This window comes from Pseudonocardia sp. ICBG162 (assembly GCF_020496225.1).
Taxonomy (GTDB): Bacteria; Actinomycetota; Actinomycetes; order Mycobacteriales; family Pseudonocardiaceae; genus Pseudonocardia; species Pseudonocardia alni.
On sequence record NZ_JAHLJD010000013.1, the window covers coordinates 975,694 to 994,852 of the forward strand.

Below are 19,159 nucleotides of genomic sequence, written 5' to 3' on the forward strand. Positions count from 1 at the left end.
CATGACCGACCACCCGACCCACGACCTGGCCGTCATCGGACTGGCCGTCCGGCTCCCCGGGGCGGAGGACGTCACCGACCTGCGCGCCTTCCTGGCCGGGGACACCGTCACGGTGTCGCCGGTCCCGGCCGCGCGCTGGGCCCCGGAGCTGCTCCCGCGCCCGGATCTGCGGGGCGCGTTCCTGCAGGACCCGCACGCGTTCGACCACGAGGCGTTCGGTCTGTCCGCCGAGGACGCGGTCCGCATCGACCCGCAGCACCGGGTGATGCTGGAGGTCGGTGCCCGTGCGCTCGAGGAGTCCGGGTACCGGGGTCGCCGACGCCTGCGGGCGGGGGTCTTCGTCGGCGGCCGGATGAACGCCTACGGCTACGACGCGGGCACGCCCGGCCCGCAGGTCCCCGCCGGACCCCCCGCCGCGACGCTGTGGGGCCGGTCCCAGAACTTCGCCGCGGCCTGGCTGGCCGACCGGCTCGACCTCGCGGGTCCGGCGCTGGTGGTCGACACGGCGTGCTCGTCGTCGCTGACCGCCCTGTGGCTGGCAGGGCTGAGCCTGCGCAGCGGTGACTGCGACCTGGCCGTGGTCGGCGGGGTGGACCTGCTCGTCGACCCCCTCACCTACCGGCTGCTCGACGGAGCCGGGGCGCTGTCCGCCGACGGGCTGTGCCGCACCTTCGACCGCCGCGCCGACGGCTACGTGCCCGGGGAGGGCGCGGTGGCGCTGGTGCTGAAACCGCTGGCCGCGGCGCGGCGGGACGGTGACCGCGTGCTGGGGACCGTCGCGCACGTCGCCGCCAACAACGACGGCGCGACGATGGGGGTCACCACCCCGAACCTGGAGGCCCAGGTCGAGCTCCTCGACGAGGTCTACCGCCGGGTCGACCCCGCCACCGTGCAGATGGTCGAGACGCACGGCACCGGCACCGCGATCGGCGACCCGATCGAGGTCCGCGCCCTCACCGAGGTGTTCACCCGGCACGGGGTCGCGCCGGGCTCGGTCGCGCTGGGTTCGCTCAAGCGCCGCATCGGGCACCTGCACTCCGCCGCCGGTCTCGCCGGCCTGGCGGGGCTGCTCTGCGCGCTCGGCGACGGGGTCCTCCCCGGCGTGGGCGTCGAGCAGCCGAACCCGCGTCTGCAGATCGACGGCGGCCCGCTGCGGCTGACCGGTGCCGCCGAGACGTGGCCGGCCGTCCCGGTCCGCGGCGCCGGGCTGAGCGCGTTCGGGTTCGGCGGCACGAACGTGCACGCCGTGGTCACCGCGGCGGCCCCCGCGCCGCCGTCGGTCGGCACCGGACCGTTCGTGCTGACGCTGTCCGCACGGACCGACGACGGACTGCGCGAGCTGGCGGCCCAGTGGCTCGAGGCACTCCCCCGGCTCGGCGACGGGCTCGACGACGCCTGCGCCACCAGCAGGCTGTCCCGGCCGCACCGCGCCGTGCGTGTCGCCGTGTGCGGCGACGACGCCGACGCACTCGGCGCGGCCCTGCGACGCACCCTGCTGCGTACCGGGCCGGGGCCCGCACCGCGGCGGGCCACCGCGCCGTCGGTGCCGGGCGGCGACGCCGCGCGGTGGTTGCCCTGGCTGTCGGCGCACGTGCCGGCCGTGGCACGTCTGGTGGACCGGTTCGTCGCGGCGACCGGGGACCCGGTCGACGGCTGGGGGGGCCGCCGGGCCGCTCTCTGCGGGGCGATCGCCTGGCCGGTCGCGCTGGCCGCACTGGGGGCACCCGGCGCGGCGCTGCCCGCCGAGGGCCCGGGCGCCGCGGCCGCCGCCTTCGCGCTGGGCGACGACCCGGACCCCACCGCGACGGTCGCGGCGCTGCTGGCCACCGGGAGCCCGATCGGCGGTCCCGGCCCCCTCGACGGCACGACCGGCCCCGACGACCTCGTCCGACGGCTCGACGCGGTCCTGGCCGCGCTGTACGCCGACGGACACGACCTCGACTGGGACGGCCATCGCGGTGGCCGCTGGTTCCGGCGGGCCGACGTGCCCGTCGCCCAGGCCGACGGACGGGTGCTGGACCTGCGGGAACCGCAGCGCTCGGCCACGCCCGGCGGGCCGCTGCGGGTGCTGGAGCCGCAGGGTCCGGACGGATTCGCGTTCGAGCGTCTCCACGGCCCCGGTGAGACCCCGATCGCCCAGCACTCCGTCTTCGGGACGGCGATGCTGCCCGGGATGGCCTGGCTCGACCTGCTGCGGGCCGGGGCGGTCGCCGCGACCGGCGGCTTCGGCGGGCTGGCCGACCTGGTCTTCCACCGCCCGCTGCGCGCGCCCCACCCGGAGCTCGTGACGTGCCGGGCGACCGGCGACGGCGCGTTCGAGCTTCGCGGCCCGGACGGGCCGTACGCGCACGGGCGCTACCTCCCCGGCGCCGGGGGGCCACCGGACCGGCTGGACCTCGCTCCCCTGCTGGGGACCTGCGGGCCGTTGCGGTCCGGCACGACGCTGTACCGCAGGCTGCGGGCGCTCGGCTACCGGCACGGCCGCTACTACCGCAACATCTCCTGGGTCGCGGCCGTCCTCGACGGCACGCTCGCCCGCATCGAGGGCGCACGGCAGCGCCGCTGGAACGACGCCGACGTCGAGCTGTTCCCGGGGCTCCTCGACAGCGTCACGATCGCCGCGCTCGACCTCGACCACCCGATCGCCGGCCGGGCCGACGCACCGGTGTTCATCCCGCTGTCGATCGGCGCGGTGCAGGTGCACGGGTCGCTGGAGCGGGCCGCGTTCGTCCACACCCGGGTCGGCTTCTGGAACGAGGAGGCGTGCCGGGTCACCCAGACCGTCACCGACGACGAGGGCGAGGTCCTGCTCGTCCTGCGCGACATCTCCTCCAAGCGGGTTCCGCCCACGGCCTTCGCCCCGCAGGCCGACACGGAGGCGTCCGTGCGGACGGCCGACGGGCCCGCCCGGGCTCCGGCGGCCGCGCCGGCCCCGGCTCCGGTCACCGCGAAGGCCGCGGAGGCCGGCGACCCGTCCGGCCCGGACGGGCGGCCGGCACCCGCCGTGGTGCTGGACTGGTTCCTGGCCGAGACCGGACTCGGCCGCGACGCCGCGGACGAGGAGTTCCTCTCCGCGGGCTTCGACTCGGTGGGGCTGGTGGAGCTGAGCGAGCGTCTGTCCCGCGAACGGGACCTGTCGCTCTACCCGACGGTGTTCTTCGAGTTCCCGACCCCGCAGCGGTTCGCCGCGTTCCTGGCCGAGGATGCACCGGCGCTGGTGCGCGCGCTGCGCAGCGAGCGGCCCGTCACCCCCGGTGCCGGGAGCGGCGGGACCGGGCGGCCTCCCGTCGCCGGGACACCCCCACCCGCGGCCCCCACCCGGACACCGTCTCCGGCGGCCACCCCGCCGGCGGCGACAGCACCCGCGGCGGCACCGGTGGCGGCACCGGCGGCGGTGGCCCCGGCCGAGCCGGATCCGGCCGGGCGGACGGACCGGGACCCGTCGCGTGACGTCGCTGTGGTCGGGATGGCGATCCGGGTGCCCGGCGCCTCGACACCCGAGCAGATGTGGCAGCTGCTGCGCGACGGGGTCGACACCGTCGACGGGCTCCCACCCGGACGGTGGACCGGCCACGAGGGGGACGGGCCCCGCGCGTCGTTCCTGCCGTCGATCGACCGGTTCGACCCGGCACCGTTCCGCATCTCGCCGCGCGAGGCCCCGATGATCGACCCACAGGCGCGGATCGTCTACGAGACGATCTGGGAGGCGCTGGAGGACGGTGGCCGGATCGGTCCGCGCGCCGAGGGCAGCAGGACCGGACTCTGGATCGCCTACAGCCACGACCACTACCACGAGGAACGCGCCCGGCTGGGCGTCGGCGACGGCCGGGGGCTGGGCCTCGAGGCGATGATCCCGAACCGGTTCTCGCACCTGATGGACTGGACCGGGCCGAGCATGGTCGTCAACACCCTGTGCTCGTCGGCCCTGGTCGCGCTGCACACCGCCCTGGCGCACCTGCGGTCCGGCGACATCGACACCGCCGTGGTCGCGGGGGTCCACGCCGCGATCAGCCCCGAGTACTTCACCTCGATGGGGGCGATGCGGGCCCTCTCCCCGAGGGCCCGGTGCGCCGCCTTCGACGCCGAGGCCGACGGGTTCGTCCCCGGCGAGGGCGCGTCCGCGGTCGTGCTGCGCCGCGCGGGTGACGCCGCCGCCGAGGGCGACCGGGTCCGCGGACTCGTCATCGGCGCCGCCGTCAACCACGGCGGCCGCACGAGCCGCTACTCCGCCCCGAGCCCGACCGCCCAGCGCGACGTCATCACCGCGGCCCTGCGCGACGCCGCCGTGTCCCCCGACTCCATCTCGCTGGTCGAGGCGCACGGCACGGGCACCAGCCTGGGCGACCCGATCGAGATCGACGGGCTGACCCGGGCCTGGCGTCCGCACACCGACCGTCGTCAGTTCTGCGCGATCGGCTCGGTGAAGTCGAACATCGGCCACCTCGAACCCGCCGCCGGGCTGGCCGGGCTGGTCAAGGTCCTGCTCGCCCTCGAGCACGCGACGATCCCACCCACCCTGCACCTGACCAGGCCGAACGACCACATCCGGTTCGAGGACACGCCCTTCTTCCCCGCCGTCGACCCGCTGCCCTGGCACCGGGTCGACGGCCGGCCCCGCCGGGCGGCGCTGTCCGCCTTCGGCATGGGCGGGGTGAACGCCCACGTCGTGCTGGAGGAACCCGCCGTCGCCGACCGTGCTGCCGCCCCTGCCGGACGGAACCACGTGGTGACCGTGTCCGCGCCGACCGAGGACGCGGTGCGCGACCTCGCCGGCCGCTACGCCCGCACGGTCGCCGCCCTGCCCGGCGACGACGACCTCGCGGCCGTCGCGTGGACGGCCTGCGCGGGCCGGGCCCGCCAGCGGCACCGGGTGGCCGTGCACGGCACGACACGCGCCGAGCTCGCCGCGCGTCTCGACGCCGTCGCCGCGACCGCTCCGGACGCGGCACCGGTCGCCCGGGCCGGTACGGGAGCGGGCGGACCGCCGGTGTTCCTGTTCACCGGGCAGGGTTCGCAGTACCCGGGCATGGGGTCCGTGCTCTACCGCGACGAGCCGGTGTTCCGCGCGGCCGTCGACGACTGCGCGTCCCTGCTGGCGCCCTGGCTCACGGTCGGGCTGCACGACCTGCTGTTCCACTCCGAGGCCCGGGTGCTGACCCGCACCGACCATGCGCAGGTCGCGATCGTCGCGGTCCAGGTGGGCCTGGTCCGGCTGCTGGACTCCTGGGGGGTCCGCCCCGGGCACGTGATCGGGCACAGCGTCGGTGAGCTCACCGCTGCCTGGGCCGCGGGCTGCCTGGCCCTGCCCGAGCTCATGCGGGTCACCGCCTGCCGGGGACGGGCCATGCTCGACCGGCCGGCGACCGGCTCGATGGCCGTGGTGCACGCCGACCGGGCGACCGTCGCCGGGCTGCTGCGGGACCACCCGGAGCTGGAGATCGCCGCGCACAACGGCCCGTCCAACACCGCCGTCGCCGGACCGCGCGAGCGTGTCGCGGCCCTGCGGACGAGCCTCGCCGCCGCCGCACGACCGGTGGCGGTGACGCCGCTGAGCGTCAGCCACGCCTTCCACTCGCGGGACATGGCGGGGGCGGTCCCGGCGCTGCGGGCCGAGCTCGCGACGTCGGGGCTGCGGCCGCCGGAGATCGCTTTCACCTCGACGGTGACCGGGACCCGGCACACCGCGGCGACCGCGACCGACCCGCAGACCTGGGCCGACGGCCTCGTGACACCGGTGCTGTTCCACGAGGCGCTGTCGGAGGTGCACCGCACGGCCCCGGCCGGCTACTGGGAGATCGGGCCCCAGCCCGTGCTCGCCCGGCTGGCCGCGGACCTGGCCCCGGAGGCCGGGTTCGTCCGCTCGACCCTCGCGCGGGGACGCGACGACACCCTGCACCGCCACCTGTGCGACCACCACAACACCGCCGATCCCGACATCGACCCGGCGGGGGCGCCGCGGCGGCCCGGCCCCGGGATCGCGGACCTCCCCCGGTTCCCGTTCGCCCGTAGCCGCTACTGGGTCGGCGACGGGGACACCGGACGACAGGAGCGAAAGCCGACCGATAGGACGAGCCTCTAGCGTCGACGCACGGTTCCCCAGCGACCCCGGAGAGTGAGTACGTCCATGACGGAGTACGGCCTGAAGCGACACTTCGACAGCGGGGCGGCCCGCCTGCTCGGCGACCTGGTGGCACAGGTGCACCCGCCGTTCGACCTCGACGGCTACGTGGCCGAGGTCGGGGCGCTGGTGCCCCCGCTCGAGCTGAAGGACCGCGTCCGGGTCCTGTCCGACGGCCTGCGCACCAGGCTGCCCGGGGACTACCCGCAGGCACTCGCGATCCTGCTGTCGGTGCTCGGCGACGAGCTCGGCGAGGGCGAGGGCATGTTCAACACCAGCTGGTACCTGATGCCGGTGGCCCGGTTCGTGGAGGACCACGGCCTCGGTCATCCGGAGGAGTCGCTCGACGCGATCGAGCAGATCACCCGCAGGCACACCGGCGAGTACGCGATCCGTCCCTACCTGGACCGCCACCACGACGCCACGATGGACCGGGTGCGGTCCTGGGCCGGGTCACCCAGCCTCAACGTGCGACGTCTGGCGAGCGAGGGCATCCGGCCGCGGCTGCCGTGGGCCCGGACCCTGCACCGGTTCGTCGAGGACCCCGCTCCGGTGCTGGAGGTCCTGGAGGTGCTGCGCTCGGACCCGTCGCCCTACGTCCGCAAGTCGGTCGCGAACAACCTCAACGACATCGCCCGCGACCACCCGGACTCCGTGCTGGACGTGCTGGAGCGCTGGGCGGTGGAGAGCCCGACCCCGGAGACCGGGTGGATCAGCAGGCACGCGCTGCGGGTGCTGGTGAAGAACGGGGACCAGCGGGCGCTCGCCCTGTCCGGCGTGACCGGCGGGGAGCACGTCCGGGCCGACCGGCTGGTGCTCAGCCCGGCCACCATCCGGCTCGGCGAGTCGGTCACCCTGCGCGCCGAGATCCGCAACACCGACCGGCGGGCGCACACCGTCGCCGTCGACTACGTGGTGCACCACGTGCGGGGCAACGGGCGGACCCTGCCCAAGGTGTTCAAGCTCGCCGCGGTCGAGCTCGGGCCCGGCGAGAGCCGGGTGCTGGAGAAGCGTCACCCCGTCCGCGAGGTCACGACCCGCCGGTACTACCCCGGCACCCACGTCGTCGATCTCCAGGTCAACGGGCGGGTCGTCGCCGGCGACGGATTCGAGCTCGTCACATGACCGGCCGCCGCACGGTCACCGCCGAGGACCCGGTCGTCGCCGACCACCGCATCGGCGGGGTGGGGGTGCTGCCGGCGGCGGCCCAGATCGACCTGATGCTGCAGGCCGTCGGCGCCGGGCGGTCGTCGCGGCGGTGGTGGCTCGAGCACGTGGTGCTGGCCGAGCCGCTCACCGTCGGCGACGGCGGGGTCGAGCTCGGCGTCGACGTCGCCGACGACGGTGCGCTCGCCCTGCGCTCGCGCCCCGCGGCCGACCCGGTCGCACCGGCCCGGCTGCACGCCCGCGCCGTCGCCGCCGGCGCCCCGCTGCCCCCTCCGACCTATCTCGACACCGCCGCCATGGAGGCCTCCGCCGGACCGGAGACCCCGCTGGCGGTCCTGGACGGGTGGCGCGCGGGGAGCGGGATCGCCTACGGGGAGCGGTACCGGGTGATCCGCTCCCTGCGCCGCGACGGCGACCGGCTGTTCGGGGTGCTGCGCCCCGCGGCCGCCGAGCCGGGCGCCGTCGTCGACCCGGCCGTGCTCGACGCCGTCCTCCAGGGGCTCGGGCTGCTCGACGACGGGGCGGCCGGTCCGTGCCTGCCGTGGTACATCGGGCGGGTCACGGTCCGGCGCCCGGTCCGCGGCACGCTGCTCGCCCTCGTCGAACGGACCCCGGGCGGCCCGGACGCGGCAGGGTGCCGGGGCAGGGCGACGGTCTGCACCGAACAGGGTGAGGTCGTCCTCGAGCTGGACCGGATCGTGCTGCGGGCCGTCCCCGGCGGTCCGGACCGGCCCGCCGTCCCCCGGCCCCGGCCGGCCACCGGGACCGCGCCCGGTCGCCCGCCCGGTGCGACGACGGTCCCCGGCTGGCGTGCCGCGACGGCTCCCCCGGCGCCGTCGACGCCCCCGCGGACGCTGGTCCTGGGTCAGGTCCCCGGGCCCGCGGGGCCGGTCGGACGTCTCGGTCTCGACGCCGTCGCCGACGGGACGTTGCGGGCCCGGCTGGCCGACGACCCGCCGGGGCTCGTCGTGTACGCCCCGGCCGGTGGCGAGGACCCCTCGGCCGTGGTGCAGCAGGCGGCCGCACTGGTACGGGTGCTGGCCACCGCGCGGCCGTTCCCGGCACTGACCGTGCTCACCCGGGACGCCCACGGCGTGCGTCCCGACCCGTCCCACACCGCGCTGTGGGGACTGTTCCGCTCGGTGCGCACCGAGCACCCCCGGACACCGGTCACGCTGGTCGACCTCGACACGTCCGCGCCGACGGCACCGCCCACCGTCCCGTACGACGGCGGCGAGCACCGCTTTCGCGACGGGGCGCACCTGGTCCCGCACGCGAGCCCGGCCGGCCCCGCGGAGGGGCCGCCGTTCGAGTCGCGGGGACAGCGGGTCCTGGTCACCGGGGGTCTGACCGGGCTGGGGCTGCTCACCGCGGAGCGGCTCGCCGCACTCGGGTGCGCACACCTCACGCTCGTGGGGCGCACCCCGCCCGCGGGCGGGCGGGCGGCCCGGGTCGACCGGCTGCGTGGGCGGTGCGAGGTACGGGTGCTCACCACCGACGTCACCGACCCGGACCCCGCTCTGGGCCGCGACCGCTTCGACCTGGTGGTCCACGCGGCCGGGGTGCTGCGGGACGGTCTGGCCCGGACGCTCACTCCTGAGCGGATCGCGCAGGTCCTGGCCCCCAAGATCTCCGGTGTGCAGGCACTCGACGCGCTGTTCGACAGCGACCACCGCCCAGGTGCGGTGGTCCTGTTCGGCTCGATCAGCGCGGTCCGGGGGAACCTGGGGCAGAGCGCGTACGCCGCCGCGAACGCCTTCCTCGACGGCTACGCCGCCCGCCGCCGTTCCGACGGGGAGCGCTGGTGGAGCCTCGACTGGGGCCTGTGGAACGCCGGGATGGGCGAGGACGTGGTCGCCGCGGCCGCGGCCCGCGGCATCCCGGCGCTCGAATCGGACGCGGGTCTGGCCCTGCTGTCCGAGGTGCTGGGCCGCCCGCCCGGCCAGTACGTCCTGTCCGCACCCGCCCGACCGAAGGACGAACCGATGACCAGCACGCTGGGCACCACGGAGGCGTGGACGTCCGTGAGCTCCATCCTGACCTCCACGATGCACCTGCCCGCGGTCGCGCCGGGCGACGACCTGCTCGAGCTCGGGCTGGACTCGATGATGGCCGTCGAGATCACCGCGGGCCTGGCGAAGGCGGGCTACGAGGTGGACCCCGCACTCCTGTTCGAGCTCACCCGGGTGCAGGACCTCCTCGACCACCTCGGACCGCCCCCCGCCGCGACCACCACGCCCCTCGCCCCACCCGCACCGGTCGCCACGCCCACGCCGGTCGCCACGCCCGCGGCCGGCGGCGGGCCCTCGCCCGTCTCCGCCACCGGCGGGCCGGACCCCGCGCCGCAGACCGGCGGGACCGCCCCGCGGGACGAGCGGTCGACGACGCCGGACCCCGCGGCCTTCCGGCCGGACTGGGACCGGTTCCGGACCGGGCCGGACGGGTCCGCCGCCCCGTCGCCCGCCGTCGCGGTCTCCGGAGCCTCCGGTCCCGCGCAGGCCCCCGTACCCCCGCCGGCCGCCGTTCCCGCGTCTCCCGCGGGCGGGCCGCCCACGGGCTCCGCGCCGGGCCCGCGGACCGCCGGGACGGACACACTCCCCGGGCCCGCGGCGCCGGCGCGCCGCCCGGAGCCCCCCACGCTCCCGGCCGCGCCCGCGGGCGTCCCGGGACGCACCCTCCCGGGCAGGCTGACCGACCGACCGTCCGGCGGGTTCCTCGACCGCCGCATCGACGACCTGTCCCGGGAGGACAGGGCCGTCGTCGCCGAGGGCCGCTACTTCTACGAGCCGGTCGTCGAGGAGGAGACGGGCTCCTGGATCCGCTTCGACGGTCGGTGGTACCTGAACTTCGCCTCCTACAGCTATCTGGGCCTGATCGGGCACGACTACATCGGGGCCCGGGTACAGGAGGCGGTGCGCCGGCACGGCACCGGAGCACACGGCGTCCGGCTGCTGGCGGGGACCCTCGACCTCCACCGCGAGCTGGAGCTGGCGATCGCCCGGTTCCTGGGCACCGAGGACGCGATCGTCTACTCCAGCGGCTACATGGCGAACGTCGCCACGGTCGGCGCGCTGGTGGGGCCCGGTGACACGGTGATCGGCGACGTCTACAACCACGCCAGCATCCTCGACGGCTACCGGCTGTCGGGGGCCCGGGTCCTGACCTACGCCCACAACGACCTCGACGACCTCGAGCGCGCGTTGCGCCAGGCCGGCGACGGCGGAAGGCTCGTCGTCACCGACGCCGTGTTCAGCATGGACGGCGACCTCGCCCCGCTGCCGGGCATCGTCGAGCTCTGCGAGCGTCACGACGCCCCGCTGATGGTCGACGAGGCCCACAGCATGGGGGTGCTCGGGCGGACCGGCCGCGGCATCACCGAGCACTTCGGCATCGCCCCGGAGCGGGTGGCGATCAAGATGGGCACGCTGTCGAAGACCGTTCCCAGCGCGGGCGGCTACGTCGCCGGATCCGCGGACCTGGTGTTCGCGCTGAAGAACAACGCGCGCGGCTGGATGTTCTCCGCCGCCGTCACCCCGGCGAACGCGGCCGCCGCGCTGGCCGCCGTCGAAGTCATGACGGCCGCGCCGGGGATGGCCGAGCAGCTGCGCCGCCGCACCGGGCGCTACCGCGACGCGCTGCACCGGCTCGGCTTCGACACGTTGAACAGCGAGTCGCCGGTGGTGCCGGTGCTCTGCCGCGACGACGCCCAGGCCCAGGACCTCGCCCGGCTGTGCCAGGCCGACGGCGTGTTCGTCCAGCCCATCGTCTACCCGGCGGTGCCGCGCAGCCTCCCCCGGCTGCGGACCATCGTGAACCTGTCCCACACCGACGACGACATCGATCTCGCCGTCGAGGTCCTCGCCCGCGCCGGCCGCCGGCTCGGGCTCGTCTGAACCGTCCACTCCGTCCCGAAGGGAATCATCATGGGTGAGATCAACGGCAAGGCGTTCTTCGGTGCCGTGCTGCGGGCGGTGGCCTGCACGCGCAACCACAACGACGACACGGCCGAGTACGAGGCGGGGGTCATCGCCCCGGCCGGACGGATCCGCGAGATCGAGGCCGAGATCGGCGACCGGGCACCGACGACGTCCGAGGCCGAGCAGGTGCTGGCGCTGCTCGACACGGTCCTGACCACCAAGCGGACCCCCGCTGCGGACCGGGAGTTCCACACCGGGCACATCTCCCGGGTCTCCGGCGTCTCGGTCGTCCGCGCCGGCGCGGCGGTCTGAGATGACCGCGGGTGGGCCGGCCGGGCCGCCACCGGCATGGTTCTCGCACGAGTTGTGCTTCTGGCACGACCCGGGCGCGGGCAGTGGCCACCTCCCGGTCGGCCCGGGGGTGGAGCCGCTGCGACAGTTCGCGGTCGACCCGGACCTCCGGCGTGCGGAGGGGCTCGTCCGGCTGTCCGGTGTCCTCGACCGGTTCACCCGCCACACCCCCGCACCCGCCCCCGACGCGGACCTCCTCCTCGTCCACACCCGCGCCCACGTCGACCGGGTGGAGGCCACCTCCGCCCGGGGCGGCGACGCCGGGGTGTACGCCCCCGCGGGGCACCACAGCGCGGCCGCCGCCCGTCTGGCCGTCGGTGCCTGCACCGCGGCCGTCCGGGAGGTCCTGGCCGGTGGGCACCGGCGCGCCTACTGCCTCGTCCGTCCACCCGGCCACCACGCCGAGCCCGACCGGGCGATGGGGTTGTGCCTGTTCAACAACCTCGCCGTCGCCACCCGGGTCGCCCAGCGGAACGGGGCGCGCCGCGTGCTCGTGGTCGACCTCGACGTCCACCACGGCAACGGCCTGCAGCACGTGTTCTGGGAGGACCCGGACGTCTGCTACGTGTCGCTGCACCAGGACGGACTGTTCCCGCCCGCCTCGGGGACGGCCGCCGAGACCGGGTCCGGTGCGGGGGCGGGCACCACGGTGAACGTGCCGCTCCCGGCGGGCACCGGGCACGGCGGGTACCTGGCGGCGATGGAGACGGTCGTCGCCCCGGTCGCCCGCGCGTTCGCCCCGGACCTCGTTCTGGTCGCGGCGGGGCTCGACGCCGGCGCCCACGACCCGATGGGCCGGATGATGGCCACCAGCCGCACCTTCCACAGCGTCGTCACCTCGCTCTGCGAGCTGGCGGACGAGCTCTGCGCCGGGCGCATCGTCCTGGCCCACGAGGGTGGCTACTCGGCCTGGTACCAGCCCACCCTGCTGCTCGCGGTCGCCGCCGCGGTCGCCGGTCTGCCCGCTCCGGACGATCCGTTCCTGCACTCCCTGGAGAACCTGCCGGGACAGCGGCTCGCCGCGCACCAGCGGCGCGTCCTCGACCACCTCCGGACGCACCACCCGCTGCTCTCGGCCGCGGCGGTGGCGTCGTGACCGGGTGGCTCACCGCGCTCGGACGACGGTCCGGCCGTACGCACCGGCCGGAGCCCGTCGGCCGGATCGTGGTCCTGCCCCACGCCGGTGGATGGCCGTCGGCCTTCCGGTCCTGGATGGAGCTCGTCCCGGACGACGTGGAGCTGCTCGCCGCCCAGCTGCCGGGCCGCGGGACACGGTCGGCGGAGGAGCCGCTCCGGCGGACCGGGCCGATCGTGGCGGCCCTGGCCGACGCGCTCGCAGCGCGCGACCCGCTGCCGACCGTCGTCGTGGGGCACAGCTTCGGCAGTGTGCTGGCCTACGAGCTCACCCGCTCGCTCGAACGACGCGGAGCCGGGCCGCGGCTCGTCGCGGTGTCGGCACGGCAGCCGCCGTGCTTCCCGAGCAGGCCGCCCTACTCCCACCGCCTACCCGACGACGAGCTGGTCCGGCACGTGCACCGCATCGGCGGGGCACCGGACGGCGTCGCCGACGTGGGAGGGCTGCTCCGCCCCTCGCTGCCCGCCATCCGGGCGGACCTGGAGGCGCTGGAGACCTACCGCCGCCCACCGACCGGTACCTCGGTCCCGATCGTCGCGCTCTGCGCGACCGACGACCCGATCGTGATCGCCGAGCGCATGTTCCTCTGGTCGGTGGAGACGACGTCCGGCTTCCGTCGCCTGTCGTTCGACGGAGGACACTTCTACCTGTACCGGCGCCCCGTGGCGGAGGTGGTCGTCCCGGTCCTGGTCGACGCGCTGCGCGGAGACCCGGGCGTGGAGCCGACCGTCACTCAGGCGGTGGCGTCCTCGGCGTAGAGGGCCGCGAACTCCGCCGTGGGTTCGATGGGGGTGATGACGTCGACCAGGACACCGTTCGGGTCCGCGACGATGAAGTGTCGCTGCCCGAACGGTTCGTCCCGCAGCTCGAGCTCGGCGGGCACACCGCCGTCGAGGACGACCCGCTTCCACTCGGCGTCGACGTCGTCGACCTCGATGTTCACCAGCAGGCCCTGTACCGGCCGCCGGTAGGCGCTCGGCAGCGTGGGGTGGTCGTGGGCGATCAACGCGAGCTCGAACGGACGCGAGCCGGGTGACCGGAGGCTGACGTACCAGTCGGCCTCGAACGTCGTCTCGAAGCCGAGGCGACCCACGTAGAAGTCCTTCGACTGTTCGATCTTCTCCGTACACAGGACCGGATACACACTGGCAGGCCGCATGACACTCCCCGTCGTCCAGAAGACCCGACGATCATAGCGAGGGACGCGGCGTCCGCTCCGTCCCGGATGGGCGATCTCGACCGGGCGCACCGCGGCCGTGGCGGTCGCGCGGCTACGCCGCACCCTGTCCGTCCGGCCCGACGGAGACGGGACCTGCGGTGGTCGGCGCCGCCCTCCGCCGGCCCGGCCCGCGCCGGAGGCCCCGGTTCAGGGGCGGCTGCGGGCGACGAGTTCCTCGATGGCGCCGACCACCTGGCCGGGGGCCTCCTCGGGCACGAAGTGACCGGCACCGGCCGCCCGGACGTCGAGGACGTCGGCCGCGTCGCCGACGAGCGGCCGCACGGCTGCCGCCATGTCGGGGATCGAGCCGTGCTCGGCGGAGACCGCCGCGACGGGCACGTCGATCCTCCGGCGGGCCGCGAGCTCGCGGTTCTGCCTCGCCGACTCCGGCGCGGCCCGGTAGTAGGCGAGTATCGCCCGGACCCCGCCGGCCGCGGCGAACAGACGCGCGTACCGGTCGATGTCGGCATCGGAGAACACGTCGGCCGAGGCGGCCTTGTGGGTCAGGAACCAGGCCACGTAGTCCCGCTCGTGCCCGCTGATGAGCGTCTCGGGAAGGTCCGGCACGAGGTTGAAGGCGAAGTGGGCGAGCTTCTGCGCGCTCGCGGGATCGAGGGACACGCTGGTGGGGAGGCTGACGCCGGGGATCCCGGCGTCGAGCAGGGCGAGGCCGAGCAGATCGGGCCCGTCGCCGGCCGCTGGCGCGTCGAGGGCGTAGGTCACGGCGACCCACGCCCCGATGTCGTGGGCGACGAGCCAGTGCTCGCCGACCCCGAGGATCTCGACGGCCCGCCGCACGACCCGCGCCACGCTGCGGGTGTCGTAGCCGTCGGCGGGCCGGTCGGAGTGTCCCTGCCCGGGCAGGTCGAGGGCCACGACCCGGTGGGCCCCGGCGAGGACGGGCATCACCAGGCGCCAGGCCCACCAGGTCTGCGGCGCGCCGGCGAGGAGGACCACGGTGCGAGCCCCCGGGACACCACCGTCGACGGCGTGCAGCGACACCCCGTCGACGTCGACCATGCGGTGGGTGAAGCCCTGGAGAACGTCGAACGGGACGTCGACGTCACTGTGAGCGGGTGCGGTCATCGTGCTCTCCTCCCTGGGAGGACGAGCCTATGGCATCTTGAACTGATCAGTCCAAGATTGTGCCCGGGACGACGCGACAGGAGGCGCACGGCGGATGGCAGGACGCAAGCAGTTCGACGTCGACGCGGCACTCGATCAGGCGATGACGGTCTTCTGGGAGCGCGGGTACACCGCCACCACCGTCGATGACCTGACGGCGGCGACGGGACTGGGCCGCAGCTCGCTCTACGCCACGTTCGGGGACAAGGAGGCGCTGTTCCTGGCGTGCCTCGAGCGGTACGCGCGACGCTACGGCGAGCTCTACGACGCGGCACTCGCGAACGCTGCGGAGGATCCGTCCGAGGCGGTGGCCGCCTTCTTCGACGTCACCCTGGACCGCATCGCCGATCCGTCACGTCCCGACGGCTGCCTGGTGGCACAGACCGTGATGACCGCACCGTCGCTGCCCGTCGCGGTCGCCGCGCGCGCGTCCGCGCTCGTCGGCCACCAGCGCGGGCGGCTCCGGAGGGCCCTCGACAGCGCCCCGGTCGCGTCCGCCCGGCGCGACGACCTCGCCCTGCACCTCGCGGCGGTCAACCAGTCGCTCGCCGTCCTGAGCCGGGGCGGTGCGGCCGCCACCGACCTGCGTGCCGTCGTCGCCGTCGCCCTCGTTCCCGTGCAGCAGGCGCTGGCAGCGGTTCCTGGCCGGTGTGGCGGAACCGAGCAGTAGCCGCATGCCGACCCCACCCGAGGAGGCATCGTGTCGACCGGAGACCGAGGTCCAGCAACCTGCCGAGTGAGCCCGACGCATCCGCCAGGTCGGCGACCGTCAGCTCACGCTTCTGACGGAGGACGCGACAGGATCGACCGGCCGAGACCTGCCTCGGTCGAGGATCGGCCGACCGCGGCGCCTCGTCCACACCCCGCGCCACTGTTGAAGCAGTCGAAGGGCGTCCCACGGCCGTCCACGTGACGGTCGTCGTACGTCGCCACCACGGGCGCGTCCACACGGATCCGGTCGGTCGACCGGGCGTCCGCCGCCTCGTCCGCAGTGAACCCGTACCACCTGCCGCGTCGACCGTGGGCGATCATGCGACGCCCACGGTCACGACGCCGGCGCCGCCCCGGCGGCACCGACGGCCGTGGTGGGGCGGCGGGGCGTGGTCGCCGGCACCTGCGTGGACCGTGGGCCGAGCAGCGCCCGCGACCGTGGAGCCCGGCCTCGTCGGTCGACCCGTGTCGACGGCGCACTCCCCCGGCCCGCCGGGGGCCTCACGGGACGAGTGCATGCCGTCCGACCGCTCCCCGACCCCGCCGACGCCGGGGCCCGACGCACCGCCGGTGACGACGGCGGCCGATCCGTCGACGTCCATCTGTGGCTGCCCTCCGGGTCGTGCGGGTGTCAGAGGAGCTCGAGGATGGTGGCGTTGGCCTGGCCGCCGCCCTCGCACATGGTCTGCAGGCCGTAACGGATGCCGTTGTCGCGCATGTGGTGGATCAGGGTCGTCATGATCCGCGCACCGGAACCACCCAGCGGGTGACCGAGTGCGATCGCGCCGCCGTTGGGGTTGAGCCGCTCGGCGACCGAGGCGTCCTCACCCGCGATGTCGGCCAGCCAGGCCAGGGGCACCGGGGCGAAGGCCTCGTTGACCTCGAACGCACCGATCTCCTCCAGCGACAGACCCGACCGCGTGAGTGCCTTCTGCGTCGCGGGGATCGGCGCGGTCAGCATGATGACCGGGTCGGCACCGGCCAGCACCGCGCTGTGCACCCGCGCGATCGGGGTCAAACCCAGCTCCGTGGCCTTCTCACTGGTGGTCATCAGCAACGCGGCCGAGCCGTCGGAGATCTGCGAGGAGTTCCCCGCGTGGATCACCCCACCCTGGTCGGCGTCCTTGAACACCGTCTTGAGCTGGGCCAGGCCCTCCAGGGTGCCGCCCCGGCGGATGCCCTCATCGGCCGAAACGCCCGCGATGGGTGCGATCTGGCCCTCGAAGCGGCCGTCGTCCTGCGCCTGCGCGGCACGCTCGTGCGACAGCAGCGCGAACTCGTCGAGCCGGGTACGGGAGAAGCCCCACTTCTCGGCGATCATCTCCGCGCCCACGCCCTGGTTGGGGGCCACCCCGTAACGCGCGGCGAAGTCCGAGCCCAGCGGGTCCTGCCCCTGGCTGGAGGAGAACATCGGGACACGGGTCATCGACTCGACACCACCGGCGACGGCGACGTCGTACTGGCCCGCGATCAACCCGGCCGCGGCGAAGTGCACCGACTGCTGACTCGACCCGCACTGCCGGTCCACGGTCACACCGGTGACCGACTCCGGGAAGCCCGCGGCCAGTGCCGCGGTGCGGGCGATGTCGAGGGTCTGTTCCCCGGCCTGGGACACGCAGCCCCAGATGACGTCGTCGATGTGGGCCGGGTCCACACCGGACCGCTCCACCAGGCTGCGCAGCACGTGGGCCGACAGGTCGGTCGGGTGCACCCCGGCCAGTCCCCCCTTGCGCCTCCCGACCGGCGACCGCACCGCCTCGACGATGACCGCATCCCGCACGACTACCTCCAGAGCTCGATGTCAGGCGGTTCCGGGCGCACCACGAGCGATGCCGCCGGAACCACCGGATGATCAATGACGTCGTCCGTCATGTGTTGCGTGGTGCAGCCCGGCCCGGGCTCGTCACGCCGCGACCTGCTCCGCGGTCCCCGTCGACGCCGGGGGGACGCCGGCGGTCGGTGAGACCGCTGCGCGGCACCACCGCCACGAGCAACGCGGCGGCGAGGCCGACGACCGTGAAGGCCCAGAACACCCCGCCCGCCCCCGCCGGGGTGACGATCACGATCCCGACCATGATCGGGCCCACCACACCACCCAGCCGGCCGAGGCCGGCGCACAGGCCGAGCGCGGTGCCCCGGGCGGCCGGGGGGGTAGTAGACGCCGGCGAAGCCGTACACCGCCGACTGCGACGACGAGCAGAACCCGATGACCAGCACGATGGCGAACACGACCGCCTGGACCGGTGCGAGGGTGAGCGACGCGACGGCGGCCGCCCCGGCCAGGAAACCGGAGGCGATGACCCGGCGGGACCCGAAACGGTCCGCGAGACCGGTCAGCACGACCATCCCCGCCGCGCTGCCGAGGTTGAACGCGAGCATGAACGACAACGCGGATCCGAGGTCGTAGCCGGTGCTGCGCAGGATCTGGGGGATCCAGGTGTTCATCCCGTAGGCGACCAGCAGACCGAAGAAGCTGATCAGCGGGAACAGCAGCGAGGCGACGCGGAACCTGGGCGCGGCGAGCAGCTGCAGCGCCGAACGACGAGCGGCCGGGGCGTCGCCACCGGCCACGGCCAGGCCGGACTCCGCGCCGGTGCCGATGTCGAACCGGCGGGCCAGCTCGGCCGCCTCGTCGTGCCGGCCGCGGGCGACGAGGAAGGCGAGCGACTCCGGCAGGTTGCGGTAGGCGACCGCGAACAGCACGAGCCCGATCAGGCCCGCGGCGCCGAAGAGGGACTGCCAGCCGAACAACGGGATGACCACGATCGCCACCACCGACACCAGCGCGCCGCCGATCGGGAATCCGGTCTGGACCACGCCGTTGTAGAACTGGCGGCGGTCGATCCGCACGTACTCCATGGTGAGGGCGATGACCGTCGGGAGCGCACCACCGAAGCCGAGACCGGCCAGGAAGCGCAACAGGCCGAAGATCTCCAGGCTGGGGGCGATGGCGCACAGACCGGTGAAGACACTGAAGCTGGCGACGCAGGCGAGCACGATCGGCCGCCGCCCGACGATGTCGGTCAGGTAGCCGGCCAGCATCGCGCCGATCATCATCCCGAACAGGGACAGGCTGCCCACGAAGCCGGCCTCGACCGTCGTCATGCCCCACACCTGCTCGCCGAGCAGGACCGGCAGGACGGCGCCGAACATGAGCAGGTCGACGCCGTCGAGGACCGTCACCGCGAGACAGGTGAACACGACCGTCCGGAAACCGGCGCTCCGTGTGGTGGATCTGGACATCGTTGTCCTCCGTGTACGTCGGTACGACCGACCGGGAAGGGGCGCGGAATCGCCGAGGGACCGCCGGGCACACGCGCTGAGCCGTCGCGGCGCCCGGCCGGGAGCAGCCGCCGGAGGCACGAACTCGCCGTGTACCGGACCGCCCGACTCACCTTATGGTCGTAGATAAAACG

The 19,159-nt window shown here is 75.0% G+C and carries 11 protein-coding genes; 7 read left to right on the forward strand and 4 right to left on the reverse strand.

Annotation, left to right across the window (positions count from 1 at the left end; all coding sequences use genetic code 11):
* Position 1 precedes the first annotated feature (1 nt).
* The 6 genes from KPL60_RS07735 to KPL60_RS07760 are packed head-to-tail and all read left to right on the forward strand — an operon-like array spanning position 2 to position 13,446.
* Entirely contained in the window at positions 2 to 6,079 is a 6,078-nt protein-coding gene (locus tag KPL60_RS07735; protein ID WP_226365382.1) for a type I polyketide synthase, read from the forward strand.
* 45 nt (positions 6,080 to 6,124) lie between these two features.
* Positions 6,125 to 7,243 (forward strand): DNA alkylation repair protein, encoded by a 1,119-nt coding sequence (locus tag KPL60_RS07740; protein WP_226356792.1) that lies wholly within the window; start codon positions 6,125 to 6,127, stop codon positions 7,241 to 7,243.
* Positions 7,240 to 11,178, forward strand: coding sequence for a bifunctional SDR family oxidoreductase/pyridoxal phosphate-dependent aminotransferase family protein (locus KPL60_RS07745; protein ID WP_226365383.1), 3,939 nt, complete (start codon positions 7,240 to 7,242; stop codon positions 11,176 to 11,178). The genes KPL60_RS07740 and KPL60_RS07745 overlap by 4 nt, the downstream gene beginning before the upstream one ends.
* Before the next feature lie 30 nt (positions 11,179 to 11,208).
* Positions 11,209 to 11,514: a hypothetical protein gene (locus KPL60_RS07750; protein WP_208818543.1), complete on the forward strand. Its 306-nt coding sequence runs from the start codon at positions 11,209 to 11,211 to the stop codon at positions 11,512 to 11,514.
* A gap of 1 nt (position 11,515) precedes the next feature.
* Complete coding sequence (locus tag KPL60_RS07755) at positions 11,516 to 12,649, forward strand: class II histone deacetylase (RefSeq protein WP_226365384.1); 1,134 nt, start codon at positions 11,516 to 11,518, stop codon at positions 12,647 to 12,649.
* Entirely contained in the window at positions 12,646 to 13,446 is an 801-nt protein-coding gene (locus KPL60_RS07760; protein WP_226356788.1) for a thioesterase II family protein, read from the forward strand. Before KPL60_RS07755 ends, KPL60_RS07760 begins: the two co-directional genes overlap by 4 nt.
* On the opposite strand, the gene KPL60_RS07765 is transcribed toward KPL60_RS07760, so the two are convergent.
* Both KPL60_RS07765 and KPL60_RS07770 read right to left on the reverse strand, forming a co-directional pair.
* Positions 13,422 to 13,847 (reverse strand): VOC family protein, encoded by a 426-nt coding sequence (locus KPL60_RS07765; protein WP_226365385.1) that lies wholly within the window; start codon positions 13,845 to 13,847, stop codon positions 13,422 to 13,424. The two genes, KPL60_RS07760 and KPL60_RS07765, sit on opposite strands and share 25 nt — an antisense overlap.
* Positions 13,848 to 14,054: 207 nt before the next feature.
* Positions 14,055 to 14,993, reverse strand: coding sequence for an alpha/beta fold hydrolase (locus KPL60_RS07770; RefSeq protein ID WP_226356786.1), 939 nt, complete (start codon positions 14,991 to 14,993; stop codon positions 14,055 to 14,057).
* A 94-nt stretch (positions 14,994 to 15,087) separates the two neighbouring features.
* On the opposite strand from KPL60_RS07770, the gene KPL60_RS07775 reads away from it, so the two are divergent.
* The gene (locus tag KPL60_RS07775) at positions 15,088 to 15,702 is read left to right on the forward strand and encodes a TetR/AcrR family transcriptional regulator (protein ID WP_226356785.1); all 615 of its coding nucleotides are present in this window, start codon (positions 15,088 to 15,090) and stop codon (positions 15,700 to 15,702) included.
* A 672-nt stretch (positions 15,703 to 16,374) separates the two neighbouring features.
* Here KPL60_RS07775 and KPL60_RS07780 read toward each other — a convergent pair.
* Together KPL60_RS07780 and KPL60_RS07785 are read right to left on the reverse strand one after the other, a co-directional pair.
* Entirely contained in the window at positions 16,375 to 17,523 is a 1,149-nt protein-coding gene (locus tag KPL60_RS07780; protein WP_226365386.1) for an acetyl-CoA C-acyltransferase, read from the reverse strand.
* A 2-nt stretch (positions 17,524 to 17,525) separates the two neighbouring features.
* Positions 17,526 to 18,986 (reverse strand): MFS transporter, encoded by a 1,461-nt coding sequence (locus tag KPL60_RS07785; RefSeq protein WP_226365387.1) that lies wholly within the window; start codon positions 18,984 to 18,986, stop codon positions 17,526 to 17,528.
* Positions 18,987 to 19,159: the final 173 nt, after the last annotated feature.

What these genes read in the sequence shown, in the direction of transcription:
- KPL60_RS07745 (WP_226365383.1), top strand. Translation starts at nt 7,240, where the DNA reads ATGACCGGCCGCCGCACGGTCACCGCCGAGGACCCGGTCGTCGCCGAC.
- KPL60_RS07765 (WP_226365385.1), bottom strand. Translation starts at nt 13,847, where the DNA reads ATGCGGCCTGCCAGTGTGTATCCGGTCCTGTGTACGGAGAAGATCGAA.
- KPL60_RS07775 (WP_226356785.1), top strand. Translation starts at nt 15,088, where the DNA reads ATGGCAGGACGCAAGCAGTTCGACGTCGACGCGGCACTCGATCAGGCG.
- KPL60_RS07740 (WP_226356792.1), top strand. Translation starts at nt 6,125, where the DNA reads ATGACGGAGTACGGCCTGAAGCGACACTTCGACAGCGGGGCGGCCCGC.
- KPL60_RS07750 (WP_208818543.1), top strand. Translation starts at nt 11,209, where the DNA reads ATGGGTGAGATCAACGGCAAGGCGTTCTTCGGTGCCGTGCTGCGGGCG.
- KPL60_RS07755 (WP_226365384.1), top strand. Translation starts at nt 11,516, where the DNA reads ATGACCGCGGGTGGGCCGGCCGGGCCGCCACCGGCATGGTTCTCGCAC.
- KPL60_RS07770 (WP_226356786.1), bottom strand. Translation starts at nt 14,993, where the DNA reads ATGACCGCACCCGCTCACAGTGACGTCGACGTCCCGTTCGACGTTCTC.
- KPL60_RS07735 (WP_226365382.1), top strand. Translation starts at nt 2, where the DNA reads ATGACCGACCACCCGACCCACGACCTGGCCGTCATCGGACTGGCCGTC.
- KPL60_RS07785 (WP_226365387.1), bottom strand. Translation starts at nt 18,986, where the DNA reads ATGTCCAGATCCACCACACGGAGCGCCGGTTTCCGGACGGTCGTGTTC.